At 50.6% G+C, this 20,476-nt stretch carries 17 protein-coding genes; 15 read left to right on the top strand and 2 right to left on the bottom strand.

The annotated features are described in order from the left end of the window. Nucleotides 1-5 precede the first annotated feature (5 nt). From ACI3EW_RS09915 to ACI3EW_RS09885, 7 genes are all read left to right on the top strand, one after another. On the top strand, nucleotides 6-1,805 hold the full coding sequence (locus tag ACI3EW_RS09915) for a cache domain-containing sensor histidine kinase (RefSeq protein ID WP_118529643.1): 1,800 nt from the start codon (nucleotides 6-8) through the stop codon (nucleotides 1,803-1,805). Then, entirely contained in the window at nucleotides 1,795-2,766 is a 972-nt protein-coding gene (locus tag ACI3EW_RS09910; RefSeq protein ID WP_142410453.1) for a substrate-binding domain-containing protein, read from the top strand. The genes ACI3EW_RS09915 and ACI3EW_RS09910 overlap by 11 nt, the downstream gene beginning before the upstream one ends. Nucleotides 2,767-2,778: 12 nt before the next feature. Continuing rightward, nucleotides 2,779-3,792: a galactose ABC transporter substrate-binding protein gene (locus ACI3EW_RS09905; RefSeq protein ID WP_182426732.1), complete on the top strand. Its 1,014-nt coding sequence runs from the start codon at nucleotides 2,779-2,781 to the stop codon at nucleotides 3,790-3,792. 247 nt (nucleotides 3,793-4,039) lie between these two features. Further along, nucleotides 4,040-5,158 (top strand): galactose ABC transporter substrate-binding protein, encoded by a 1,119-nt coding sequence (locus tag ACI3EW_RS09900; RefSeq protein ID WP_118529645.1) that lies wholly within the window; start codon nucleotides 4,040-4,042, stop codon nucleotides 5,156-5,158. A gap of 117 nt (nucleotides 5,159-5,275) precedes the next feature. Beyond that, on the top strand, nucleotides 5,276-6,808 hold the full coding sequence (locus tag ACI3EW_RS09895; RefSeq protein WP_118529646.1) for a sugar ABC transporter ATP-binding protein: 1,533 nt from the start codon (nucleotides 5,276-5,278) through the stop codon (nucleotides 6,806-6,808). Nucleotides 6,809-6,827: 19 nt separating this feature from the next. Next, nucleotides 6,828-7,835: a galactose/methyl galactoside ABC transporter permease MglC gene (locus tag ACI3EW_RS09890; RefSeq protein WP_118529647.1), complete on the top strand. Its 1,008-nt coding sequence runs from the start codon at nucleotides 6,828-6,830 to the stop codon at nucleotides 7,833-7,835. Nucleotides 7,836-8,034: 199 nt separating this feature from the next. Further along, entirely contained in the window at nucleotides 8,035-8,301 is a 267-nt protein-coding gene (locus tag ACI3EW_RS09885; protein WP_243022216.1) for a coiled-coil domain-containing protein, read from the top strand. 258 nt (nucleotides 8,302-8,559) lie between these two features. Here the strand turns inward: ACI3EW_RS09885 and ACI3EW_RS09880 are convergent, their stop codons facing one another. Beyond that, the gene (locus ACI3EW_RS09880; protein WP_243022217.1) at nucleotides 8,560-11,295 is read right to left on the bottom strand and encodes a heavy metal translocating P-type ATPase; all 2,736 of its coding nucleotides are present in this window, start codon (nucleotides 11,293-11,295) and stop codon (nucleotides 8,560-8,562) included. 250 nt (nucleotides 11,296-11,545) lie between these two features. Continuing rightward, nucleotides 11,546-12,481, bottom strand: a complete 936-nt coding sequence (locus ACI3EW_RS09875) for a ketopantoate reductase family protein (RefSeq protein WP_118529650.1) — start codon at nucleotides 12,479-12,481, stop codon at nucleotides 11,546-11,548. Between the two features lie 371 nt (nucleotides 12,482-12,852). Here ACI3EW_RS09875 and ACI3EW_RS09870 point away from each other — a divergent pair, with 371 nt between their 5' ends. The 8 genes from ACI3EW_RS09870 (at nucleotide 12,853) to gctB (ending at nucleotide 20,418) form a co-directional block, all read left to right on the top strand. Then, the gene (locus tag ACI3EW_RS09870) at nucleotides 12,853-14,052 is read left to right on the top strand and encodes an MFS transporter (RefSeq protein ID WP_118529651.1); all 1,200 of its coding nucleotides are present in this window, start codon (nucleotides 12,853-12,855) and stop codon (nucleotides 14,050-14,052) included. 138 nt (nucleotides 14,053-14,190) lie between these two features. Further along, the gene (gene kduI / locus ACI3EW_RS09865; protein WP_118529652.1) at nucleotides 14,191-15,033 is read left to right on the top strand and encodes a 5-dehydro-4-deoxy-D-glucuronate isomerase; all 843 of its coding nucleotides are present in this window, start codon (nucleotides 14,191-14,193) and stop codon (nucleotides 15,031-15,033) included. 75 nt (nucleotides 15,034-15,108) lie between these two features. Beyond that, the gene (locus ACI3EW_RS09860) at nucleotides 15,109-15,909 is read left to right on the top strand and encodes a gluconate 5-dehydrogenase (RefSeq protein ID WP_118322394.1); all 801 of its coding nucleotides are present in this window, start codon (nucleotides 15,109-15,111) and stop codon (nucleotides 15,907-15,909) included. A 471-nt stretch (nucleotides 15,910-16,380) separates the two neighbouring features. Further along, nucleotides 16,381-16,662 carry an OadG family protein gene (locus tag ACI3EW_RS09855; RefSeq protein WP_118322395.1) on the top strand — a complete coding sequence of 94 codons (282 nt, stop codon included), beginning with the start codon at nucleotides 16,381-16,383 and terminating at the stop codon, nucleotides 16,660-16,662. Nucleotides 16,663-16,744: 82 nt separating this feature from the next. Further along, on the top strand, nucleotides 16,745-17,182 hold the full coding sequence (locus tag ACI3EW_RS09850; RefSeq protein WP_118322455.1) for an acyl-CoA carboxylase biotin carboxyl carrier protein subunit: 438 nt from the start codon (nucleotides 16,745-16,747) through the stop codon (nucleotides 17,180-17,182). A gap of 16 nt (nucleotides 17,183-17,198) precedes the next feature. After that, entirely contained in the window at nucleotides 17,199-18,341 is a 1,143-nt protein-coding gene (locus ACI3EW_RS09845) for a sodium ion-translocating decarboxylase subunit beta (RefSeq protein ID WP_182426733.1), read from the top strand. 145 nt (nucleotides 18,342-18,486) lie between these two features. Then, nucleotides 18,487-19,587: a CoA transferase subunit A gene (locus tag ACI3EW_RS09840; RefSeq protein ID WP_405578914.1), complete on the top strand. Its 1,101-nt coding sequence runs from the start codon at nucleotides 18,487-18,489 to the stop codon at nucleotides 19,585-19,587. 21 nt (nucleotides 19,588-19,608) lie between these two features. Then, nucleotides 19,609-20,418 (top strand): glutaconate CoA-transferase subunit B, encoded by an 810-nt coding sequence (gene gctB / locus ACI3EW_RS09835; protein ID WP_021904092.1) that lies wholly within the window; start codon nucleotides 19,609-19,611, stop codon nucleotides 20,416-20,418. The last annotated feature ends 58 nt before the right edge of the window (nucleotides 20,419-20,476 follow it).

Genomic DNA, 20,476 nt, shown 5'->3' with positions numbered 1-20,476 from the left:
GCAGTATGAAACCAGAAAACGAGAACGGATTTCTGAAACGGACCAGCATCCGCTATATGATCTTCGTGTACTTTACGGTGACGGCACTTGCGGCCAGCATCTTTATCGGACTGTCATTGTACAGCCGGATGTCAAAACAGATGTCCGACACGATGCAGGAGGAAAATCAGATCCTGATCGACCAGGTGAACCGCTCGGTGGATGTGTGGCTCCGCGGCATCATGAAGCTTTCCGATTCCCTGTATTACGACGTGATCAAAAATGCGGATCTGGAGAACGAGCGCGTCAACCGGGAGATGATGCTGCTCTACGACAATAACCAGGACAATGTGGAGAATATCGCCCTGTTTTCCAGAAGCGGGGAGCTTCTGGAGGCAGTTCCCGCTTCCCGCCTGAAGACCGGTGTGGATCCGACGGAGGAATCGTGGTTCCGGGCGGCACTGAGCAAGACGGAGAACCTTCATTTTTCGGTTCCCCACGTCCAGCGGGTCTTTGATGTGAGCGAAAACCAGTACCGCTGGGTGATCTCGGCGGCCCGCGTGGTCGAGATCACGGAGGGTTCCTCCACGGAACAGGGCGTGCTTTTGATCGATATCCGCTATGACAGTCTGGAACAGTTGTTCGATGAGATCACGCTCGGGAACGGCGGCTATGTCTATCTCATGGGAACGGACGGAGAGCTGATCTACCATCCGGAAGCCCAGCTTTTGTATTCCGGGCTGGAAGAGGAAAACCTCGAGGCGGCGGCCGGCTACCGCGACGGGATCCACGAGGAGATGTTCCAGGGGAAAAAGCGGGCGGTGACTGTCAAGACGGTCGGATACACCGGATGGAAGATCATCGGGGCGGCGCCGATGGGCGGAGTCACCCTGAATGCGTTGAAGACGCGTCTTCTGATCACGTTTATCGTGGTGTTTGTTGCCTTCCTTCTCGCGGTGATCAACGCCTATATCTCCACGAGAATCACGACCCCAATCGAAGCGCTGGAGAAGTCCGTGAACGAGATCGAGGCGGGAAACCTGAATGCGGATGTCTATGTGGGCGGCTCCTATGAGATCCGCCATCTTGGCACATCCATTCAGAACATGGCGACCCAGATCCGGCGGCTGATGGATGACATCGTCGCGGAGCATGAATCAAAGCGAAAGAATGAGTTCGACGTCCTACAGTCCCAGATCAACCCGCACTTCCTTTACAATACGCTGGACATCATCGTCTGGATGATCGAGAATGAAAAACAGGCGGACGCTGTGAAGGTCGTGACGGCGCTGGCGAGATTTTTCCGGATCAGCCTGAGCCGTGGAAAGAGCATCATCACCGTCCGAGATGAGATCGAACATGTGAGAAATTATCTGACGATCCAGCATATGCGCTTTAAAAATCGCTTTACCTACGGGATCGAGGCGGATGAGTCGGTTATGGACCTTGCGAGTGTAAAGCTGATCCTTCAGCCGCTTGTGGAAAATGCGATCTATCACGGCATGGAGTTCATGGACGGGGATGGGGAGATCCGGATCCATGTATACCGGGATGGCGATGACCTTTATATGAAGGTCTCTGACAACGGACTCGGAATGACGAAGGAGCAGATCGAAAACATGTTCTCCGAAAAAAAACATGTGGCCTCAAAGAGCGGCTCCGGGATCGGCGTCCGGAATGTCAATGAAAGGATCCGCCTGTATTTTGGATCGGATTACGGTCTCTCGATCGAGTCGGAGCTTGACGAGGGAACGACCGTGACGATCCACATGAAGGCGATCCCTTACTCGGAGACGGCAGAGGGGGAAAAGATCAATGTCAAATAAAGAAAAGATCGGCTGGTGTGCCGGAGTGATCCTGCTGGTGATCCTGTATCTGCTGTCCTCGACAGATCTGATCATCAAGGAGAAGAAAAAGGAGATCTTCCGGGTGTCGGTGATCGTCGACCAGGTGAACGACAATTATTACGGAAATTTCCGCGAAGGCATGAACATGGCGGAAAAAAAGTATCAGGCGGATGTGAATTTTATCACGCTGTATGCAGAAAATGATGAAAAACAGCAGGATGAGCTCATCGTGCGCGAAGTGAAGGACGGAACGAACGCGATCATCCTCGCACCGGTGCGGGAGGATCACACGGTCATGCAGCTGGACGAGATTTCACCGGGATGTCCGGTGATCTTTCTCGGCGCTTCGACGATCAGCAGTTCGGTCGCATGTTCGATCTCGGTGGACCGCTACGAGATGGGGCGGAGCCTCGGCGAGAAGATCGTGGAAAATGAGACACCGGAGATTCCGGTCTGTCTGTTTACGGAAGGACTTTCCTACACGGGAAATACCGATACATATGACGGACTTCGTTCTGTGCTCGACCAGGCCGGCTTTTCAGTCAGTCTGATCGAGAAGAGAAATGAGGACACTTACCGGAAAACGATCGAGGGGACCGTGTACCCGGAAAACGGAAAATTTATGGCAGTCGGCATGGATGTAGGCGCGCTGTCGGATCTCGCGGATATTCTGGAGGGAAGCGGCGTGTACCGGGAACATGTAACAGCGCTTTACGGGATCGGAAGTACGACAAAACTGTTAAACCAGATGGACAAGGGGATCGTCACCGGTCTTATGGCGTGGAACCGCTTTGATGAAGGATACTTAAGCGTGGAAAAAGCCGTACAGGCGGCAGGCGGAGAGTGGAATGAGAAACAGATCACATTGACGCCGGAATATATCGATGATGGGATCTTAAAGAGCGGGACCTATGAGAAATTGCTGTATCCGATGGAATAGGAGGATGCCAGAATGAAAAAGAACAGATTTCCGGTCATGACGGTCGCGCTTGCGGCGGCAGCACTGCTTGGGATCACCGTGTGGCGGGCCGCTCTGGAAAACGGTGCGCAGGAAGAAAAAAAGACTTCTCTCCGGATCGGGGTTCTCCTGTACCGCGGGGATGATACGTTTATCGGGACACTCCGGAGTTCCATGGAGCAGGATGCAAAGGAGTATGAACAGGAGACGGGGATCCGGGTAACCCTGGATGTCCGGGATGCGAAGAGAAACCAGATGACCCAGAACAGCCAGGCGGAGCGGATGATCGGCTTAAACTGTGATGTACTCTGTGTGAACATGGTTGACCGCTCGGCAGCTTCCGGTGTCATCGACAAAGCGATGGAGGCGGATATCCCGATCGTGTTCTTCAACCGGGAACCTGTGTCGGAGGATATGAACCGCTGGGAAAAACTCTATTATGTTGGGGCGGATGCGAAAGAGTCGGCGGTCCTTGAGGGGCAGATCCTCGTTGATGCCTACCGGAAGAATCCGGCATCCCTTGACCGGAATGGGGACGGGGTCGTCTCATACGTCCTTCTTGAGGGGGAGACGAACCACCAGGATTCCCTGATCCGGACGGAGTGGTCGGTCCAGACCTTAAAGGACGGCGGTGTCCCGATCCGGAGGATCACGAGCGGGATCGCGAACTGGGAGAGAAACCAGGCGTCTGCACTCATGGAAGAATGGCTTTCCGATTACGGGGATGAGATCGAACTTGTGATCTGCAACAACGATGATATGGCGCTCGGGGCGATCGATGCGATCGAGCGGGAGGGGATCATGGCCGGGACGATCAAACTCGTCGGGATCGACGGGACTCCGGCCGGTCAGGAGGCATTCCGCGAGGGAAAACTTTTCGGAACGGTGGAATCGGACAGGGAGGCTTATGCGAAGCGGATCTTTGACACGGCGGAGGAACTGGCGATGGGAAAAGAGGTCACACAGGAAAAATACTTCTGGTGCCCGCAGCATATGGTCGCAAACTGATCCGGATCCATTTGTAAAAGTTGATGGAAAAGCAGCCCTGGATCCGGGACTGGTAGTGCCAATTAAGCGTTTTTCTGCCGTGATATGACAAAAAATTGTGGTTTTTTTACATAAATCAAAGAATTTCAATAATTTATCATAAAAAAAAGTATGGAAAAATGCACAAAGACAAGCTATAATTAACTTGTCGTTAAGGGAAAATGCCTAAACGGTCAAAATTATTTTTTGAATGGGAGGATTCAAAAACATGAGAATGACAAAGAAAGTAACAGCAATGGCACTGGCTTCCATGATGGCCCTGTCTTTAGCAGGATGCGGAAGCTCTTCCACAACAGCAACAACAGCAGCGGCTACCGAGGCAGCTACAACCGCAGCAGCTTCTGAGGCAGCATCCGAAGCAGCAACAACTGCAGCGGAGGCAGCTGGAACTGTAGATGTAGCAGACAAGAAAGTCGGCATCAGCATCTACAAGTTCGACGATAACTTCATGACTCTTTACAGAACAGAGTTAGTCCGCTACTTAACAGAAGACCTTGGATTCAAGGCTGAGAACGTAGTTGTTCAGGATGGTAAGGGTGACCAGGCAGAGCAGACAAACCAGATCCAGAACTTCATCACACAGAAATATGATGTTCTGATCTTAAACCTTGTACAGGCTTCTTCCGCACCGGAGATCACAGATATGTGTAACGAAGCTGGTATCCCGGTTGTTTACATCAACCGTGAGCCGGATGAGGCAGAAGAGCAGAGATGGGAATCTGAAGGCATCAACGCTACATACGTAGGCTGCGACGCTAGACAGTCCGGTACATACCAGGGCGAAGAGATCCTTGAGACAGCAAACAAGGGCGATATCAACGGCGACGGCAAAGTTTCCTACATCATGATCCAGGGCGATCCGGAGAACGTAGATGCTCAGTACAGAACAGAGTTCTCTGTTAAGGCTCTTACAGATGCAGGCGTAGAAGTTGAGGAACTCTTAAAACAGCGTGGTGACTGGGATCAGGCTAAGGCTCAGCAGATCGCACAGGATGCTTTAACTCAGTACGGCGACAAGATCGAGGTTATCTTCTGCAACAACGATGCTATGGCACTTGGTGCTTTACAGGCAATCGAAGCAGCAGGACGTAAAGTTAACGAGGATATCTACCTTGTAGGCGTTGACGCTCTTACAGAGGCTGTTCAGAACGTAATCGACGGCAAACAGACAGGTACTGTATTCAATAACCACTTCGCACAGGCTCAGGCTGCAAGCGATATCGCTGTTAAGTTCTTAGGCGGCGAGAAGGTTGATGCTGTCAACATGGTCAACTACGAGAAGGTTACTCAGGATAACGCTCAGGAAATCCTTGATATGTTAAAGTAATTGATACTGTAACAAATGAGAACCGGGTGTGTCTGGCACACCCGGTTCTCTGAACTTAAAACTTAAAAAATATGCCACCCGGAGATGCGGGGGAGTGTATCTGAAAGGAGTTTTGGGATGGCAGAACAGTACAGACTCGAAATGAGAGGAGTCAAAAAAACCTTCCCAGGTGTTAAAGCACTTGACGGAGTAAACTTACGGGTCCGCCCCGGAACGGTCCACGCACTGATGGGAGAAAACGGTGCCGGTAAATCGACACTGATGAAATGTCTTTTCGGAATTTACAAGATGGATGAAGGCGAAGTCTATATCGACGGAGTGAAGACGGAGATCGCAAACCCGGATGACGCGCTCAAAAAGGGACTCGCCATGGTTCACCAGGAGCTTCAGCCGATTCCGGAACGCTCCATTGCTGAGAATATGTATCTTGGACGTTATCCGATGAAAAACTTCGGACCGGTCAAGGTCGTTGACCACGCGAAGATGAACAGCGAAGCTGAGAAATGGCTTCGGGACGTTAAGATGGATTTTAACCCGAAAGCGAAACTCGGCACATTATCAATCGGACAGATGCAGTCAGTAGAGATCGCAAAAGCGGTCAGCCAGAGCGCAAATCTTGTAATTCTGGATGAGCCGACGTCCTCCCTGACTGATAACGAGGTAGAGGCATTATTCCGGATCATCAGAGATCTGAAGTCCAGAGGTGTTTCTATGATATATATCAGCCACAAGATGGCTGAGATCCGCCAGATCTCCGACGATATCACGATCATGCGAGATGGTACATACGTTGGAACCTGGGCGATCGAAGATATCTCCGATGAGGAGATCGTAAAACAGATGGTTGGACGTGAGTTAAACAACGTTTATCCGCCGAAGGAAGATTACCGGACGGATGAGACAGTGCTCAAGGTCAGCCACCTGACAAGTATCTTACCGAATTCCTTTAAGGACTGCTCTTTCGAGTTAAAGAGAGGCGAGATCTTAGGATTCGGCGGACTTGTCGGCGCACAGAGAACAGAGCTTATGGAAGCGATCTTCGGAATGCGCCACATTGAGAGCGGTACCGTTGAGATCCTCGGAAAAGAGGCCCACATCAAGAGACCGCAGGATGCGATCAACAGTTCCGTGGGAATGATTACAGAGGACCGCCGTGGTAACGGTATTTTCGGATGCCTGAGCATCAATGATAATACGGCGATGGCTTCCTACAAAAACTACACCCATATGGGCAAGATCAACAGGAAAGAAGTTGACGCGGTCGTAAAGGACAGCATCGCGAAATTAAAGATCAAGACACCGAGCGGAAAGACCCTGATCCAGTCTCTCTCCGGTGGTAACCAGCAGAAAGTAATTATCGCAAGATGGCTTGCAAACAATCCTGATATCCTGATCATGGATGAGCCGACCCGAGGAATCGATGTCGGAGCCAAGTATGAGATCTACCAGATCATGATCGATCTCGTAAAACAGGGCAAATCCATTATTATGATCTCGTCGGAGATGCCGGAGCTGATCGGTATGTCCAACCGAATCATCGTAATGTGCAACGGTCACATTACCGGTGAGGTGGAAGGAGAAGACGCAACTCAGGAGAAGATCATGTCCTTCGCCACAAAGTTTACTTTAAGCGGCAAGGAAAACAAGTAGATTACAGGGAGGTTCAGTCATGACAGCGAAAAAAATAAATGCAAAAGATTTCCTTATCAATAATGGAATCATCGTCGTCCTTTTATTACTTGCAGTGTTTACTGCAATCAAACAGCCTACATTTTTCACACGCAACAACCTGATCAATATTGCGTTAAACGTAGCGCCGCGATTCATCATCGCCTGCGGCGTTTCCGGATGCCTGATTACAAAAGGTACAGATCTTTCCGCAGGACGTATGGTTGGTCTTTCTGCCTGCTTAGCAGGTACATTACTTCAGAAACCGGATTACAGCGGTAAGTTTTTCCAGAACCTTCCGGACTTCGGAAACGCATGGCCGTTATGGGTTCTCGCGGTTCTTCTGATCTGCGTTGCAGTCTGCTGTATTTTTGGTTTCATCAATGGTATCGTAATTTCCTACTTACAGGTTCCGGCTTTCATCGGAACTCTTGGTATGCAGCTTATCGTTTACGGTGTTTGCCTTGTTTACACAAACGCAACCCCGATCGGCGGTTATCACAACGCATACACAGCAGTAGCAAAAGGTAAACTCTTTGGTGCGATTCCGTACCTGTTCCTGATCGCCCTTGCGGTTGGTCTTGTTATGTGGTTCATCTACAACATGACTCCTCATGGAAAATACATGTATGCGATCGGCGGCAACGAGCAGTCCGCAGAGGTTTCTGGTGTCAACACAAAGAAGACAAAGATCATCATCTACATGACAGCTGCAGCTCTTTACGCACTGGGCGGCTTCCTTGTAGGAGCGAAATCCGGTGGTTCCTCCGTCAACATGGGTAACGGATGGGAGCTTGAGGCTATCGCAGCCTGCACCATCGGCGGCGTATCCGTAAACGGTGGTATCGGACGTATCTCCGGTGTTCTCATCGGTGTCCTTGTATTCGAGATCTTAAAGACCTGCTTACAGTACTTAGGAGTAGATACAAACTACCAGTACATTGCACAGGGTATCGTTATCGTAGTTGCGATCGCACTCGATATCAGAAAGTACATTGCAAAGAAGTAATAAAGAAACTGTTGTCAGGCAGTTTGAGAGAACGGGCGGCGGATGAGTTCCGAAGCCCGTTCTTTGTTTACGCGAACAACGAGCCAAAGTCCACGCTTGCGCGGACCTTGGCGACTGTCGCGATAACAAGGGGAAACTCGCAAAGTGTGTTTTCACTTGTTGCTGTTGTGTGAATCCGGAAAAAGCTGGAGGTGAGAGGATGGAAGAAGAGATGGAGAAGATGGGGGAGGCTGAGACTGTGGCTGAGGCCGCCAAAGAGGCTGTGGAGACCTTGAAGGAAAAGAGCCTGGAAGAACTCGCTGAAGAAAATAAACGGCTTCAGGAGGAGAATGAGAGGCTGAAAAACAGATCCATCAAGGAGCGCATGTACGATAAGATCAACGTGTCGGTCCGGACGATCGATATCTTTATCGGGTGCATGTGCGTGTTGTTTGTGGCAGTCGTGGTGATGGGAATGCTGAAATAGAAGAGTGCAGATCCGGGCGAAGAAGCGGAGACTGCGTGAAAAAGTCCGGACCGTGAAAGATATCTGCCTGAAACCAGACGAAGATGTGAAAATATGATCGGGCATAAGAAAAAGCTCTGAAGAACAATGTGAAAAGGTTCTTCAGAGCTTTTTAATGATTAGGGGGAAATCCAGATGGAATTTCCTGCTTAAATGAAAGAATGCTTTTGATGTAGGTTGTCAGCCGGATCTTTGAAATCGTGATTTCGGTTGAAGAATCTATTTTTTGTACAGGATCCGGATGGAATTCAATACGCAGAGGATCGCCACTCCTGTATCGGCGAACACGGCGAGCCACATGGAGGCGATTCCCATGAGTCCCAGTACCATGACGAGTGCCTTTACTGCGAGTGCGAACACAACGTTCTGGTTGGAGATCGCGCCGGTGCTCTTTGCGATCCTGATCGCGGTCGGGATCGCGTCCATGCTGGAAGTCATAAATACGACATCAGCAGCCTCGATCGCGGCATCCGCACCACTGCCCATCGCAGCTCCGACGTCGGCGCCTGCGAGAACCGGTGCGTCATTGATCCCATCGCCGACGAACATCGCGCTGCCGCTCTCGGCGCGGAGTTTCTGCAGGATTTCCAGTTTGTCGGCAGGGAGAAGCTTTGCATAAACATGGTCGATCTCGACAGCATCCGCAACAGCTTCGGCAGCGGCTTCCCCGTCACCGGTGAGCATTGCGGAGCGGATCCCCATGGATTTTAATGTCCTGATCGCATCCTTTGCCTCTGGCTTGATTGTGTCGGAGATCTGGATCGTTCCGGCGAAAGTACCATTGATCGCTACATAAACGGTGGTGACGGCTCCGTTTTCATCGTAAGTACCGCAGTCCACGTTGAACTCGGTCAGGAGCTTTCTGTTTCCGCAGAGGACATCTCCACAGGAAAGTCTGGCATGAATGCCCTTTCCGGAAATCTCTTCAAGCTGTGCCGGGTTTTCGAGGCTCAGATCCTGCTCTTTTGCTGCGAGAAGGATGCTTGTGCCGATCGGGTGGGTGGAAGCGGTCTCGCATGCAGCTGCAGCCTGAAGGACTTCGGCTGCTGTGTAATTTGCGGAAGGAACAATGTCCTGGACAATGAAATTGCCCTTTGTGATGGTTCCTGTCTTATCCATGACGACGGTCTTTACATTTTTCAGTGTTTCCAGGGCGATCCCGCCTTTAAAGAGGATCCCTTTTCTGGATCCGGCGCCGATCCCGGAGAAGAATGCGAGCGGTACGCTTAAAACGAGGGCACATGGACAGCTGATTACCAGGAAGGTAAGCGCTGTGTAGATCCAGTGGGACCAGTTTCCGGTGATCAGGGACGGAATGATCGCGGTCGCTGCTGCGAGAGCAACGACGAACGGGGTGTATACCCGTGCAAATTTTGTGATAAAGCGTTCTGCCTGTGGCTTGCTGGCTGCAGCGTTCTCTACAGAATCCAGGATCCTTGTGACCATGGACTCGGAGAGCTCTTTTTCCACGCGCATCTTTAAGAGACCGGAGGTATTGACGCAGCCGGAGGTCAGGGTGCTTCCGATCGTTACGGATACCGGAACCGGCTCTCCGGTGATCGGGGAGGTATCGATGCGGCTCTCGCCCTCGACAACGACTCCGTCGAGAGGGATGCGGTCGCCGGGGCGGATCTGCACGATATTTCCAACGGCGGCAGAACCAGCCGGGATCTCCCGGACAGTGCCGTTCTCATCCAGAAGAACAGTCTCCGGGCGGAGATCGACGGCTTCCATGATCTGACTGCGGCTCTTCTCGACTGCGCGGTGCTCGAACGCTTCACCGACACGGTAGAAGAGCATAACGCCGACCGCCTCGCCGAATTCACCGATCGCGAACGCACCGATCGTTGCAACGCTCATCAAGAAGTTTTCGTCCATGACATGGCCGGACTTCATGTTCTTGAGTGCGGTGAGGAGGACTTCACGTCCGAGGATCAGATAGGCGATCACAAAACAGCCGATCGATACCGGCGGCATCGAATGGGAGAGAAGCTCACCGATGATAAATAAAGCAGCTCCGGCGAGCAGCTCCGGAATATCGTGGTCGTGTTTGTCATCGCGGGTGTCGGAGGACGGCTTTCCTTCCTCACGGATCTCGATGACGGTTCCAGGTTCGATCTGATCAGCGATCTCCTGCATCTTCGGGAGAAGCTTTGTCCCCTCGGAAGAGTAGACACGGAGCTGTCTTGTCGCGAACGTCAGGATACAATCGTCGACTTCCGGGAGTTCCTGGATCTTTTTCTCGATCTTTGCGGAACAGTTCGCGCAGTCGATGTTTTTCATCACATAGACTGTGCAGACAGCCTTTGGATTCTTCGGGCGGACCTCGATGATGGTTCCGGGTTCGATCTGATCGGCGATCGCCTGCATTTTCGGGAGAAGTTTGGTGCCCTCGGAAGAGTAGACACGGAGCTGCCTTGTCGCAAACGTCAGGATACAGTCATCGACTTCCGGGAGTTCCTGGATCTTTTTTTCGATCTTTGCGGAACAGTTTGCACAGTCGATGTTTTTCATCACGTAGACGATGCACTCAGATTTCGGAGTGGAAGCGTGGTGGTGTTCCTCGTGACCTTCGTGATGCTCGCCGTGCTCATGTCCACAGTGATCGTCATCATCGTCATCATCGCAGCAGTGGTCCTCGCCATCGTGGTGATGGTGGTGTCCGCAGCTGCACTGTTCATGTTCATGGTGCTCGTTATGATGCTCGCCGTGCTCATGTCCACAGCAATCGTCATCATCGTCATTATCGCAGCAGTGGTTCTCGCCATCGTGATGATGGTGGTGTCCGCAGCCGCAGTGTTCGTGTTCATGGTGCTCGTCGTGATGCGCGTCATGATGCTCGCCGTGTTCGTGTCCACAGCAGTGGTCCTCATCGTGGTGATGATGGTGTCCGCAGCAGCATTCTTCAGCTTCATGCTCATCCGGTTCCTGCTTGGTTCTTTCTAATTCATCCATAGAGTCGGCCTCCTAAGAATTATATTTGCAATCTATTTATACATAAACATATGAACCATCGTTCATATGTTTAATATAATACAGTCCGTCGGGAAATGCAAGGTTGTTTTCAGTATTGCCCAAAGAACTAATAAAATAAGGTTTTGCCGGGAAAACAGGATGAAAAAGAAGCAGAAAAGAGAAAAACAAAAAGAAAGACTGTCCGCAGAAACAAACAGCGGACAGCTTTAAACATGCAGAAGTATGAGACTTAGATAACTCCGAACATCCGGTCCTCGATCAGATGGATCCCATGAAGGAAACACTCGCAGACCGGAGTCTCAACGCCGAGTTCTTTCCCGAGACGTACAACGGTACCGGCAAACATATCGACTTCCGTATGCTTTCCGGTTTCCAGATCCTGGAGTGTGGACGGCTTATTTTCATATGGAAGACGTCCGATCGTGTGCTCCTGGCGGTCGATCTCGTTCTGACCAATGTCGATTCCAAGTTTATTGGCGACATGGATCACTTCCCACATGGCTTTGTGACGGAAATAATTGGCGTCATCGCTCTTCTGGAAAGCGCCGAACGGAACGCCGAACATCGCACAGGTCATATTTTCGGCGACATTGCACATGAATTTGAACCAGATGCCTTTTAACATGTCTGCATCGACCTTATAGTCGATCCCGCAGAGATCGAACAGATTCTTTACTGCGAGAACATTCTCGGAATAGTGTTCCGGATCATTCTTCAGATCCCCGAAGTGGATCGAACCCTTGTGAGGATCGAACTCTGTCTTTCCGTCCTTCATGACAATGCTGATCCGCATGTAGGAATACAGGACATGTTCTTCTCCATAGACAGCTGCAACCTGCTTTTCACTCTCGACGCCGTTTAATACGGAGAGGATGATCGTGTCCTTTCCGACCTGATTTCTGATATCTTTGATCGCCTGCTCCAGATCATATCCTTTTACCGCGATGATGACGAGATCTGCCGGATCTCCCTCTACATCCGGGGTGATGATCGGAAAGCGATAATTGATCGTGTTGACGGTCACACCTTTTCGCTCCAGGCGCTCTTTTCTCGCACCATCCGCGAGGATCCGGAAATCAGCCCCAAGTTTTTCTGAAATACGCGGCGCAAAAAATACCCCCATCGCGCCGAGACCGATCAACGTCACCTTCTTTATGTCCTTCATAATACCTTTTATCCTCCTTATTTTGCCCCCTCTCCGCAGAGACGGGAGAAACTGCCGGAAACTGCCGGAAATGGCAGGCGGCAGACACTGTTTCCTCTTATTGTATAGTAAGTCGGGGAGAGTGTCAACGAATTACGGATTTTCAGACCAGAAAATCCACAGCGAAAAGTATCCTGCGGAATTTTCGGAGTGGAAAATTCTTACAAAATAATAGTATAAAAATTCCACAAGATGGAATATCAGGGGAAATCCTCCTTGTCTTGACGGAAAAAAGGTGATATGATGGAAAAGTATGGAGAAAAATTAACAATAAAGCGGAGAGGATCCGGTCACTGCGGCGCCTTTCAGAAGCTTTTTGGGGGAGAACATATATGATGGAAATCACGAGAGAAGACAGGCGGTCGGTGATCGATCACTGTTATCTGGCTTATTTTATCAGCGGAATGGTCATCCTGATCTTCGGAGTCATCCTGCCAAACCTGATCGAAGAGAGAAACCTGAGCTTTACGGCGGCGGGCGGTCTGCTGTCGTTCCTGGCGATCGGAAACTTATGTTCCAGCCTGGTCTACCCGGTATTTTGCGGGATGATGTCCCAGAAGATGGCTGTCGTGGTCCTCGCGATCCCGTATCCGGTCTGCCTGCTTTTATTTACATTCGGACTTCCGGTCCCGGTTCTCTATGTGATGATCTTTCTCATCGGTATTACAAAGGGAATGATCACGATCATCAATAACCACGCGATCCGTCAGGTGACGGGGAGCTCCAACAAATATTTAAACCTGCTCCACATGTGGTATGCGGTGGGCGCGTTCCTGTCCCCGTTTGTCACCATGATCCTTATGGGTGCGGGGATGAACTGGAAGACGATCTTACAGCTTCTTGCAGTCCTCACGGTTCTCATCGTTGTTTCTTATGCGACGATGGATTACCGCAAGATCGAAAAGGAAGAAAAGAAACCGGCAGGAGAGGAGAATGGTCCGGCATCAGGACAGAAGGACAAGCTCTGGTTCTTAAAAAATACAGGATTTCTCCTGGCAGTCGGCGCCCTGTTCTTCTATATGGGACTTGAAAACTCCGTAAACGGGTGGTTTGTTACCTATTTAAAGAGCACTGGATTTATGTCCGCAAGTCTCGCGACCGTTATGGTGTCTGTAACCTGGATCATGATCATGATCGGCAGGATCGTGATCGCTTCGATCTCGAAGAATGTGCCGCCGGCAAAGATCCTGGCTGTGATCTCCGTTCTTCAGTTTGCCTCGGTGCTGATCCTTGTATTCGCAGGCAATACGGCGATGGCGGTGGCAGCCCTGGTTCTTCTCGGTCTTGGCATGGCGGGCGCATTCCCGACAACGACGGCCTTTACCGGCGATCTCATGGGAAATTCCCCGCTTGGAATGTCGGTGTTTACGGGGATCGGTTCCCTAGGCGGGATCCTGACCCCGCAGGTGATCGGAGTCCTTGCGGACAGGCTGGGCTTCCAGGCGGCGATCATGTTCCTGGTGCTGGACGCTTTCCTTCTGGCACTTTTTGGCGTCGGAGCACTCCGGTACGCCGTGAAAAAAGTCAGATAGTCAGATAGGATGACAAAAATTGTCGTTCTGCATAGAATGCTGTCAGGGTCAGGAGTTCCGATGCTTTCTGTAGGTCTGTCTGCGGAGATAGGAGCGGACTTCTGACCACAATATCATATAAAAAGGGGTATAGAACATATGGATATTCGCTATTCCGCAAATCAGAGAGATGTAAAACGCTACACGACAGAAGAACTGAGAAATGAGTTCCTGATCCAGGATCTCTACCGCCCGGACGAGGTGGTATCTGTCTACTCTCATGTAGACCGCATGGTGACACTGGGCTGCATGCCGGTGAAAGAACATGTTTCCATCGAAAAAGGGATCGATTGCTGGAAAAACTTCGGGACTCATTACTTCCTTGAGCGCCGTGAGATCGGGATCTTCAACATCGGCGGTTCCGGATCGATCACAGCCGATGGGGTGGAGTACCATCTTGATTATAAAGACTGCCTTTACATCACAAAAGGTACGAAAGAAGTGATTTTTGCCAGCGACAATGAAAATGCTCCGGCAAAATTTTATATGGTGAGTGCGCCGGCCCACACATCTTACGAGACGAGACTTATCACGTTAAAGGATGCTGCGAAACGTCCGCTCGGTGATTCCGACACTTCCAATAAGAGAGTCATCAACCAGTTTATCCATCCGGACGTTTTAAAAACATGCCAGCTGTCCATGGGAATGACGGCCCTGGAACCGGGCAGTGTCTGGAACAGCATGCCGTGCCACACACATGAGCGCCGCATGGAGATCTATATGTATTTTGAAGTTCCGGAGAACCAGGTGGTCATGCATTTCATGGGTGAGCCGACGGAGACGAGACACATCGTCATGAAGAATGAGGAGGCGGTGATCAGCCCGTCATGGAGCATCCACTGCGGAGCCGGAACCTCCAACTACACCTTCATCTGGGCGATGGGCGGAGAGAACCAGGAGTTTGACGATATGGACACGATCACTCCGACAGATTTAAAATAAGATATCCTGAACGAAAGAACGGATGACGGCAGGATGATCGATACCTTATTATTAGAGAGAAAGGAAACAGACAAAATGGATAAGAAAAACATGTTTTCCCTGGAAGGAAAGATCGCTCTGGTAACAGGCGGGGCACACGGGATCGGTTTCGCGATCGCGGAGAGCTACGCGGAAGCGGGAGCGACCGTAGTGTTTAACTGCAGCAATGAGGAGTCCTTAAAGCGCGGACTTGCCGCATACAAAGAAAAAGGCATCGATGCCCACGGATATGTCTGCGACGTCACGGACGAGGAAGCGGTAAAGAAGATGATCGCTGACATCGAGGAGAAGATCGGCACTGTGGACATTCTTGTAAACAATGCGGGAATGATCCGGAGGATCCCGATGCATGAGATGAGTGCGGAAGAGTTCCGCAAGGTCGTTGATGTCGACCTGAACGCACCGTTTATCATGGCGAAGGCGGTTCTCCCGTCGATGATGAAAAAGAGATCCGGCAAGATCATCAACATCTGCTCCATGATGTCCGAACTCGGAAGAGAGACTGTATCCGCATATGCGGCTGCAAAGGGCGGATTAAAGATGCTCACAAAGAACATCGCCTCCGAGTACGGAGAATACAACATCCAGTGCAACGGCATCGGACCTGGCTATATCGCGACATCCCAGACGGCGCCGTTAAGAGAGCGCCAGGCGGACGGCTCCCGTCACCCGTTTGACCAGTTCATCATCGCGAAGACACCGGCAGCGAGATGGGGGACTGTCGAGGACTTAAAGGGACCGGCGGTATTCCTCGCATCTGAGGCATCTGATTTCGTGAACGGACATATCCTCTACGTCGACGGCGGAATCCTTGCTTATATTGGAAAACAGCCGTAAATCGGGAACCATATCTGAGACTGTGACTGCCCGTCGATTCATGCATATCATGCAGGAGTTGACGGGCGGTTTTTGCGAACTCGCACGAAGCTGAAGACTGTCGCAAGCGAAGTACTCCGGCGCAGGAATGTGCCGGGACAGCAGTGAAAACGGAACGGTCAGGACTGGAAAACAGTACTAACAGAGTAGGTTTGCCGATATAAGGACATAAGCTGTACTTGTCTTTATATCACGTTGAATTAGTATATTTGATATATTTTTTTCAATCGGCTTTGTTGACATTTGCGCAGAAAGCTGATATACTCAAATTACGATATTGTGAAAACTGCATAGAAACAAGGTGATTATGGGTGCTGATTTGTCAAGTACCCTTATGCGCCGAGAAAAATGTGGAATGTATTTCACAATACGGAATAACTAACCAACAAAAGTTTCTTAAATGAAACGAAACGAAGGAGGTGCGGTAAGTATATGTGGACAGGCGGTATGACCGTTGCGGATTCGATTGTCATTTCACTCGTTGGATTGTTAGTCGTATTCTCAGCACTTGCAGTGCTCGCAATCGCGGTTATCATTATCTCTAAGGTCATCGGTACATTATTTAAGGAGAGTGCGCCAAAGGCAGCTGCGGCAGTTGCAGCACCGGCTCCGGCTATCGATGAGGAATCCTATGCAGTGCTTCTCGCGGCAGTCAGTGAGGAAGCAAGATTGTCCGGGGAAGAGTTCCGTGTAGTAAGTATCAAGGAACTGTAAAAGACCCAAATGTAAAAGCAAAAGCAGCTATGCGAATATGAATCAGCTGCACGCAAAAAAAGGAAAGGATGTATTAAAAGAAATGAAATACGTTGCAACATTAAACGGAAAAAAGTATGAAGTTGAGATCGAGAGAGTAGACGAGTACAGACCGCTTGACAGAGGCGCGCAGGTAAGCGCACCGGCACCGATCCTCGCAGCAGCACCGGCACCGAAGGCAGCTCCGGCTCCGGCAGCAGCACCGGCACCGAAGGCAGCTCCGGCACCGGCTCCGGCTCCAGCACCGGCAGCAGCTCCGTCCGCAGGTGGACAGACAGTAGAAGCTCCGATGCCAGGTAAGATCCTTGACATCAAGGTTAAAGTCGGTGACGCAGTAAGCTACGGTCAGTGCGTAATCGTTATGGAAGCTATGAAGATGGAAACAGAGATCGTTGCTCCGGCAGCAGGAACTGTTGCAGCTATCAATGTAAGCACAGGCGATTCCGTTGAGACAGGTGCAGTTCTGGTTACCTTAAACTAAGCGGGAGGTGCCACACGTGAATATACTTTCAGTTTTCTCGGAGCTCCTCGCTCAGTCAGGTTTCGCCGCAATCACCTGGCAGCAGGGTGTTATGCTCCTTGTATCCTTCGTTTTATTATATCTTGCAATCAAGAAGCAGTTTGAACCGCTCCTTCTGCTCCCGATCGCATTCGGTATGTTCCTTGCGAACCTTCCGCTTGCAGGTCTTATGAATGAGGCAGATCACTGGTATCAGTCCGGTGTGTTAAGAATTATGTACATGGGCGTTAAGTCCAGCTTATTCCCGTGCCTGATCTTCATGGCAGTCGGCGCGATGACAGACTTCGGTCCGTTGATCGCGAACCCGGTCAGCCTTCTTCTCGGTGCAGCCGCTCAGTTCGGTATCTATGTTGCATTTGCACTCGCAAATGCAACCGGACTTTTCACACCGGGTGAGTGCGCAGCAATCGGTATCATCGGTGGTGCCGATGGCCCGACCGCGATCTATATCGCAAACAACCTGGCTCCGGATCTTGTAGCTCCGATCGCTGTAGCCGCATATTCCTATATGGCTCTGATCCCGCTGATCCAGCCGCCGATCATGAAGCTCCTCACAACAAAGAAAGAGCGTCAGATCGTTATGAAGCAGTTAAGAAAAGTCAGCAAAGTCGAGAAAGTCGTTTTCCCGGTATTCGTTGTTCTGTTCTGCTCCCTGCTTCTTCCGTCCGTAGCACCGCTTCTTGGTATGCTGATGCTCGGTAACCTGTTCCGTGAGTCCGGCGTTACCGGAAGACTTTCCGATACTGCACAGAACGCACTCTGCAACATGGTTACGATCATGCTCGGTACAACCGTAGGTGCTACAGCAAATGGTGAGATCTTCCTTCGTGTCCAGACACTTGCCATCATCGCTATGGGTCTTCTTGCTTTCGCTTTCGCGACAGTCGGTGGTATCCTGCTTGGTAAAGTTCTCTGCGCGATCACAGGCGGTAAGATCAACCCGTTAATCGGTTCCGCAGGTGTATCCGCAGTTCCGATGGCAGCCCGTGTTTCTCAGACAGTTGGTGCGAAAGAGAACCCGACCAACTTCCTTCTGATGCACGCTATGGGCCCGAACGTAGCTGGTGTTATCGGTTCTGCAGTAGCAGCCGGTTACTTCATGCTGATGTTCAAATCTTGATAAAATCCATTCCAGAAATGGAATCGAAGTTGAAATCCGTTTCATAACATGGTATATTTTTACAGGAACTAAAAAGCAGTTCAGGCCTGTCTGAGGAGAACAGGCAGGCCTTTTAACTGCAAATATAAATAAAGGAGGCTTTATTGTGGCTAATAAAGTTATGTCATTACACGACGCCGTAGAGAAGTACGTACATGATAACGATGTACTCTGCCTCGGCGGATTTACAACAAACCGTAAACCGTATGCTGCTGTTTACGAGATCCTTCGTCAGGGTAAAACTGGTTTTGTAGGCTGGTCCGGCCCGGCAGGCGGAGACTGGGACTCCTTAATCGGTGAGGGTCGTGTAAGAGCTTACATCAACTGCTACACAGCAAACTCTGGGTATACAAACGTTGCACGTCGTTTCCGTGCTGCAATCGAGAAAGGTGAGCTTACATATGAGGACTACTCCCAGGACGTTCTTATGTTACAGCTTCACGCAGCTTCCCTTGGTCTTCCGTACCTCCCGGTAAGAATGATGCAGGGCTCCGGTCTTGTTAAATTCTGGGGCATCAGCGAAGAGAAGAGAAAAACAATGGAAGGCGTTGACAACCTCAAATGCGTAGATATCGAGAACCCGTTTGAGCCGGGCGAGAAACTTCTTGCTGTTCCGGTTCCGAAGCTTGACTGCGCGATCATCCATGTACAGCAGGCATCTCCGGATGGAACCTGCATTATCGATGGTGATGAGTTCCACGATGTTGATATCGCAATCGCTGCAAAGCGTACGATCGTTACATGCGAGGAGATCGTAAGTGATGAATATATCCGCCGTGATCCTACAAAGACAAGAATCTTCGGTGAGTGCGTAGACGCTGTCGTTCGTACTCCGTACGGCGCATGGCCGGCACAGTGCTATGGCTACTATGATGATGATGATAAGGGACTTAAGGAGTACGATAAGGCTTCCAAGTACCTTGATGCTGAGGATGCTAAGGCACAGCTCGCAAAGGCTGCTGCAAAGGCTGAGAAGGCTGCTGCTGCTAAACCGGAAGACGAGAAGCTTGCAAAGGCTGCAGAAGTTGCAAAACAGGCTGCAGAGGATGCTGCTAACGGCACAAAGATTCCGGAGACCTTCAAGGATTACCTCCAGAAATACGTATACGGCTGCAAGGATCAGGATGATCTTCTTAATGTCCTTGGCGGCGCTCGCCTCATGAACCTTAAGAATGAGCCGCATCTTGGCTATTCTACCAGACACTAATTGAGGGAGGGAAATTCAAAAATGGCTGATTATACAAAGTATACAAAGCAGGAAATGCAGGCTTATGCCATCGCAAAAAATATTAAAGAAAATCAGATCGTTATCGTTGGTACCGGTCTTCCGTTAATCGGTGCTTCTCTTGCGAAGCGTGTGGTTTGCCCGAGCTGCCATCCGATCGTAGAGAGCGGACTTATGGACTGCTCACCGGTAGAGGTACCGCGTTCCGTAGGTGATAACCGTTTCATGGCTCACTGTGCAGTACAGTGGCCGAACGTTCGTTTCGTAGGCTTCGAGGCGAATGAGTGGCTTCATGACGCTGACCGTATGATCGCTTTCATCGGCGGTGCTCAGATCGACCCGTATGGTAACGTTAACTCCACATGTATCTTCGGTAAGGGCGACTACGTTCAGCCGACAACCCGTTTCACAGGTTCCGGCGGAGCTAACGGTATCGCTACATTCTGCAACACCATCATTATGATGCAGCACCAGAAGAGAAGATTCATGGAGCATGTTGACTACATCACAAGCTGCGGCTGGATGGACGGCCCTGGCGGACGTGAGAGAGCAGGTCTTCCGGGCAACCGCGGACCGCAGATGGTAGTTACAGATCTTGGTATCATGAAGTTCGACGAAGAGACCAAGAGAATGTACCTTGCTTACTACTATCCATTCTCCTCTCCGGAAATGGTTCAGGAGAACACAGGTTTCGAGATCGATACCACAAGAGCTCAGCTTATGGAAGGTCCGGATCCGGAGATCATTCGCGTAATTCGTGAAGAGATCGACCCAGGTCAGGCTTTCATCAAAGTTCCGAAGGAAACAAAGTAATCGAAACGATCATTTAAAATATAATCATGCCGCGGTCAGTGACTGGCAAAAACCGCTG

The sequence above is a fragment of the Pilosibacter rotomagensis genome (genome assembly GCF_045062245.2).
Taxonomy (GTDB): Bacteria; Bacillota; Clostridia; order Lachnospirales; family Lachnospiraceae; genus Pilosibacter.
This window is presented reverse-complemented; position numbering and strand designations above follow the sequence as displayed.

What these genes read in the sequence shown, in the direction of transcription:
- ACI3EW_RS09915 (WP_118529643.1), top strand. Translation starts at nt 6, where the DNA reads ATGAAACCAGAAAACGAGAACGGATTTCTGAAACGGACCAGCATCCGC.
- ACI3EW_RS09860 (WP_118322394.1), top strand. Translation starts at nt 15,109, where the DNA reads ATGGATAAGAAAAACATGTTTTCCCTGGAAGGAAAGATCGCTCTGGTA.
- ACI3EW_RS09885 (WP_243022216.1), top strand. Translation starts at nt 8,035, where the DNA reads ATGGAAGAAGAGATGGAGAAGATGGGGGAGGCTGAGACTGTGGCTGAG.
- ACI3EW_RS09875 (WP_118529650.1), bottom strand. Translation starts at nt 12,481, where the DNA reads ATGAAGGACATAAAGAAGGTGACGTTGATCGGTCTCGGCGCGATGGGG.
- ACI3EW_RS09870 (WP_118529651.1), top strand. Translation starts at nt 12,853, where the DNA reads ATGATGGAAATCACGAGAGAAGACAGGCGGTCGGTGATCGATCACTGT.
- ACI3EW_RS09880 (WP_243022217.1), bottom strand. Translation starts at nt 11,295, where the DNA reads ATGGATGAATTAGAAAGAACCAAGCAGGAACCGGATGAGCATGAAGCT.
- gctB (WP_021904092.1), top strand. Translation starts at nt 19,609, where the DNA reads ATGGCTGATTATACAAAGTATACAAAGCAGGAAATGCAGGCTTATGCC.
- ACI3EW_RS09855 (WP_118322395.1), top strand. Translation starts at nt 16,381, where the DNA reads ATGTGGACAGGCGGTATGACCGTTGCGGATTCGATTGTCATTTCACTC.
- ACI3EW_RS09895 (WP_118529646.1), top strand. Translation starts at nt 5,276, where the DNA reads ATGGCAGAACAGTACAGACTCGAAATGAGAGGAGTCAAAAAAACCTTC.
- ACI3EW_RS09850 (WP_118322455.1), top strand. Translation starts at nt 16,745, where the DNA reads ATGAAATACGTTGCAACATTAAACGGAAAAAAGTATGAAGTTGAGATC.
- kduI (WP_118529652.1), top strand. Translation starts at nt 14,191, where the DNA reads ATGGATATTCGCTATTCCGCAAATCAGAGAGATGTAAAACGCTACACG.
- ACI3EW_RS09900 (WP_118529645.1), top strand. Translation starts at nt 4,040, where the DNA reads ATGAGAATGACAAAGAAAGTAACAGCAATGGCACTGGCTTCCATGATG.
- ACI3EW_RS09890 (WP_118529647.1), top strand. Translation starts at nt 6,828, where the DNA reads ATGACAGCGAAAAAAATAAATGCAAAAGATTTCCTTATCAATAATGGA.
- ACI3EW_RS09905 (WP_182426732.1), top strand. Translation starts at nt 2,779, where the DNA reads ATGAAAAAGAACAGATTTCCGGTCATGACGGTCGCGCTTGCGGCGGCA.
- ACI3EW_RS09910 (WP_142410453.1), top strand. Translation starts at nt 1,795, where the DNA reads ATGTCAAATAAAGAAAAGATCGGCTGGTGTGCCGGAGTGATCCTGCTG.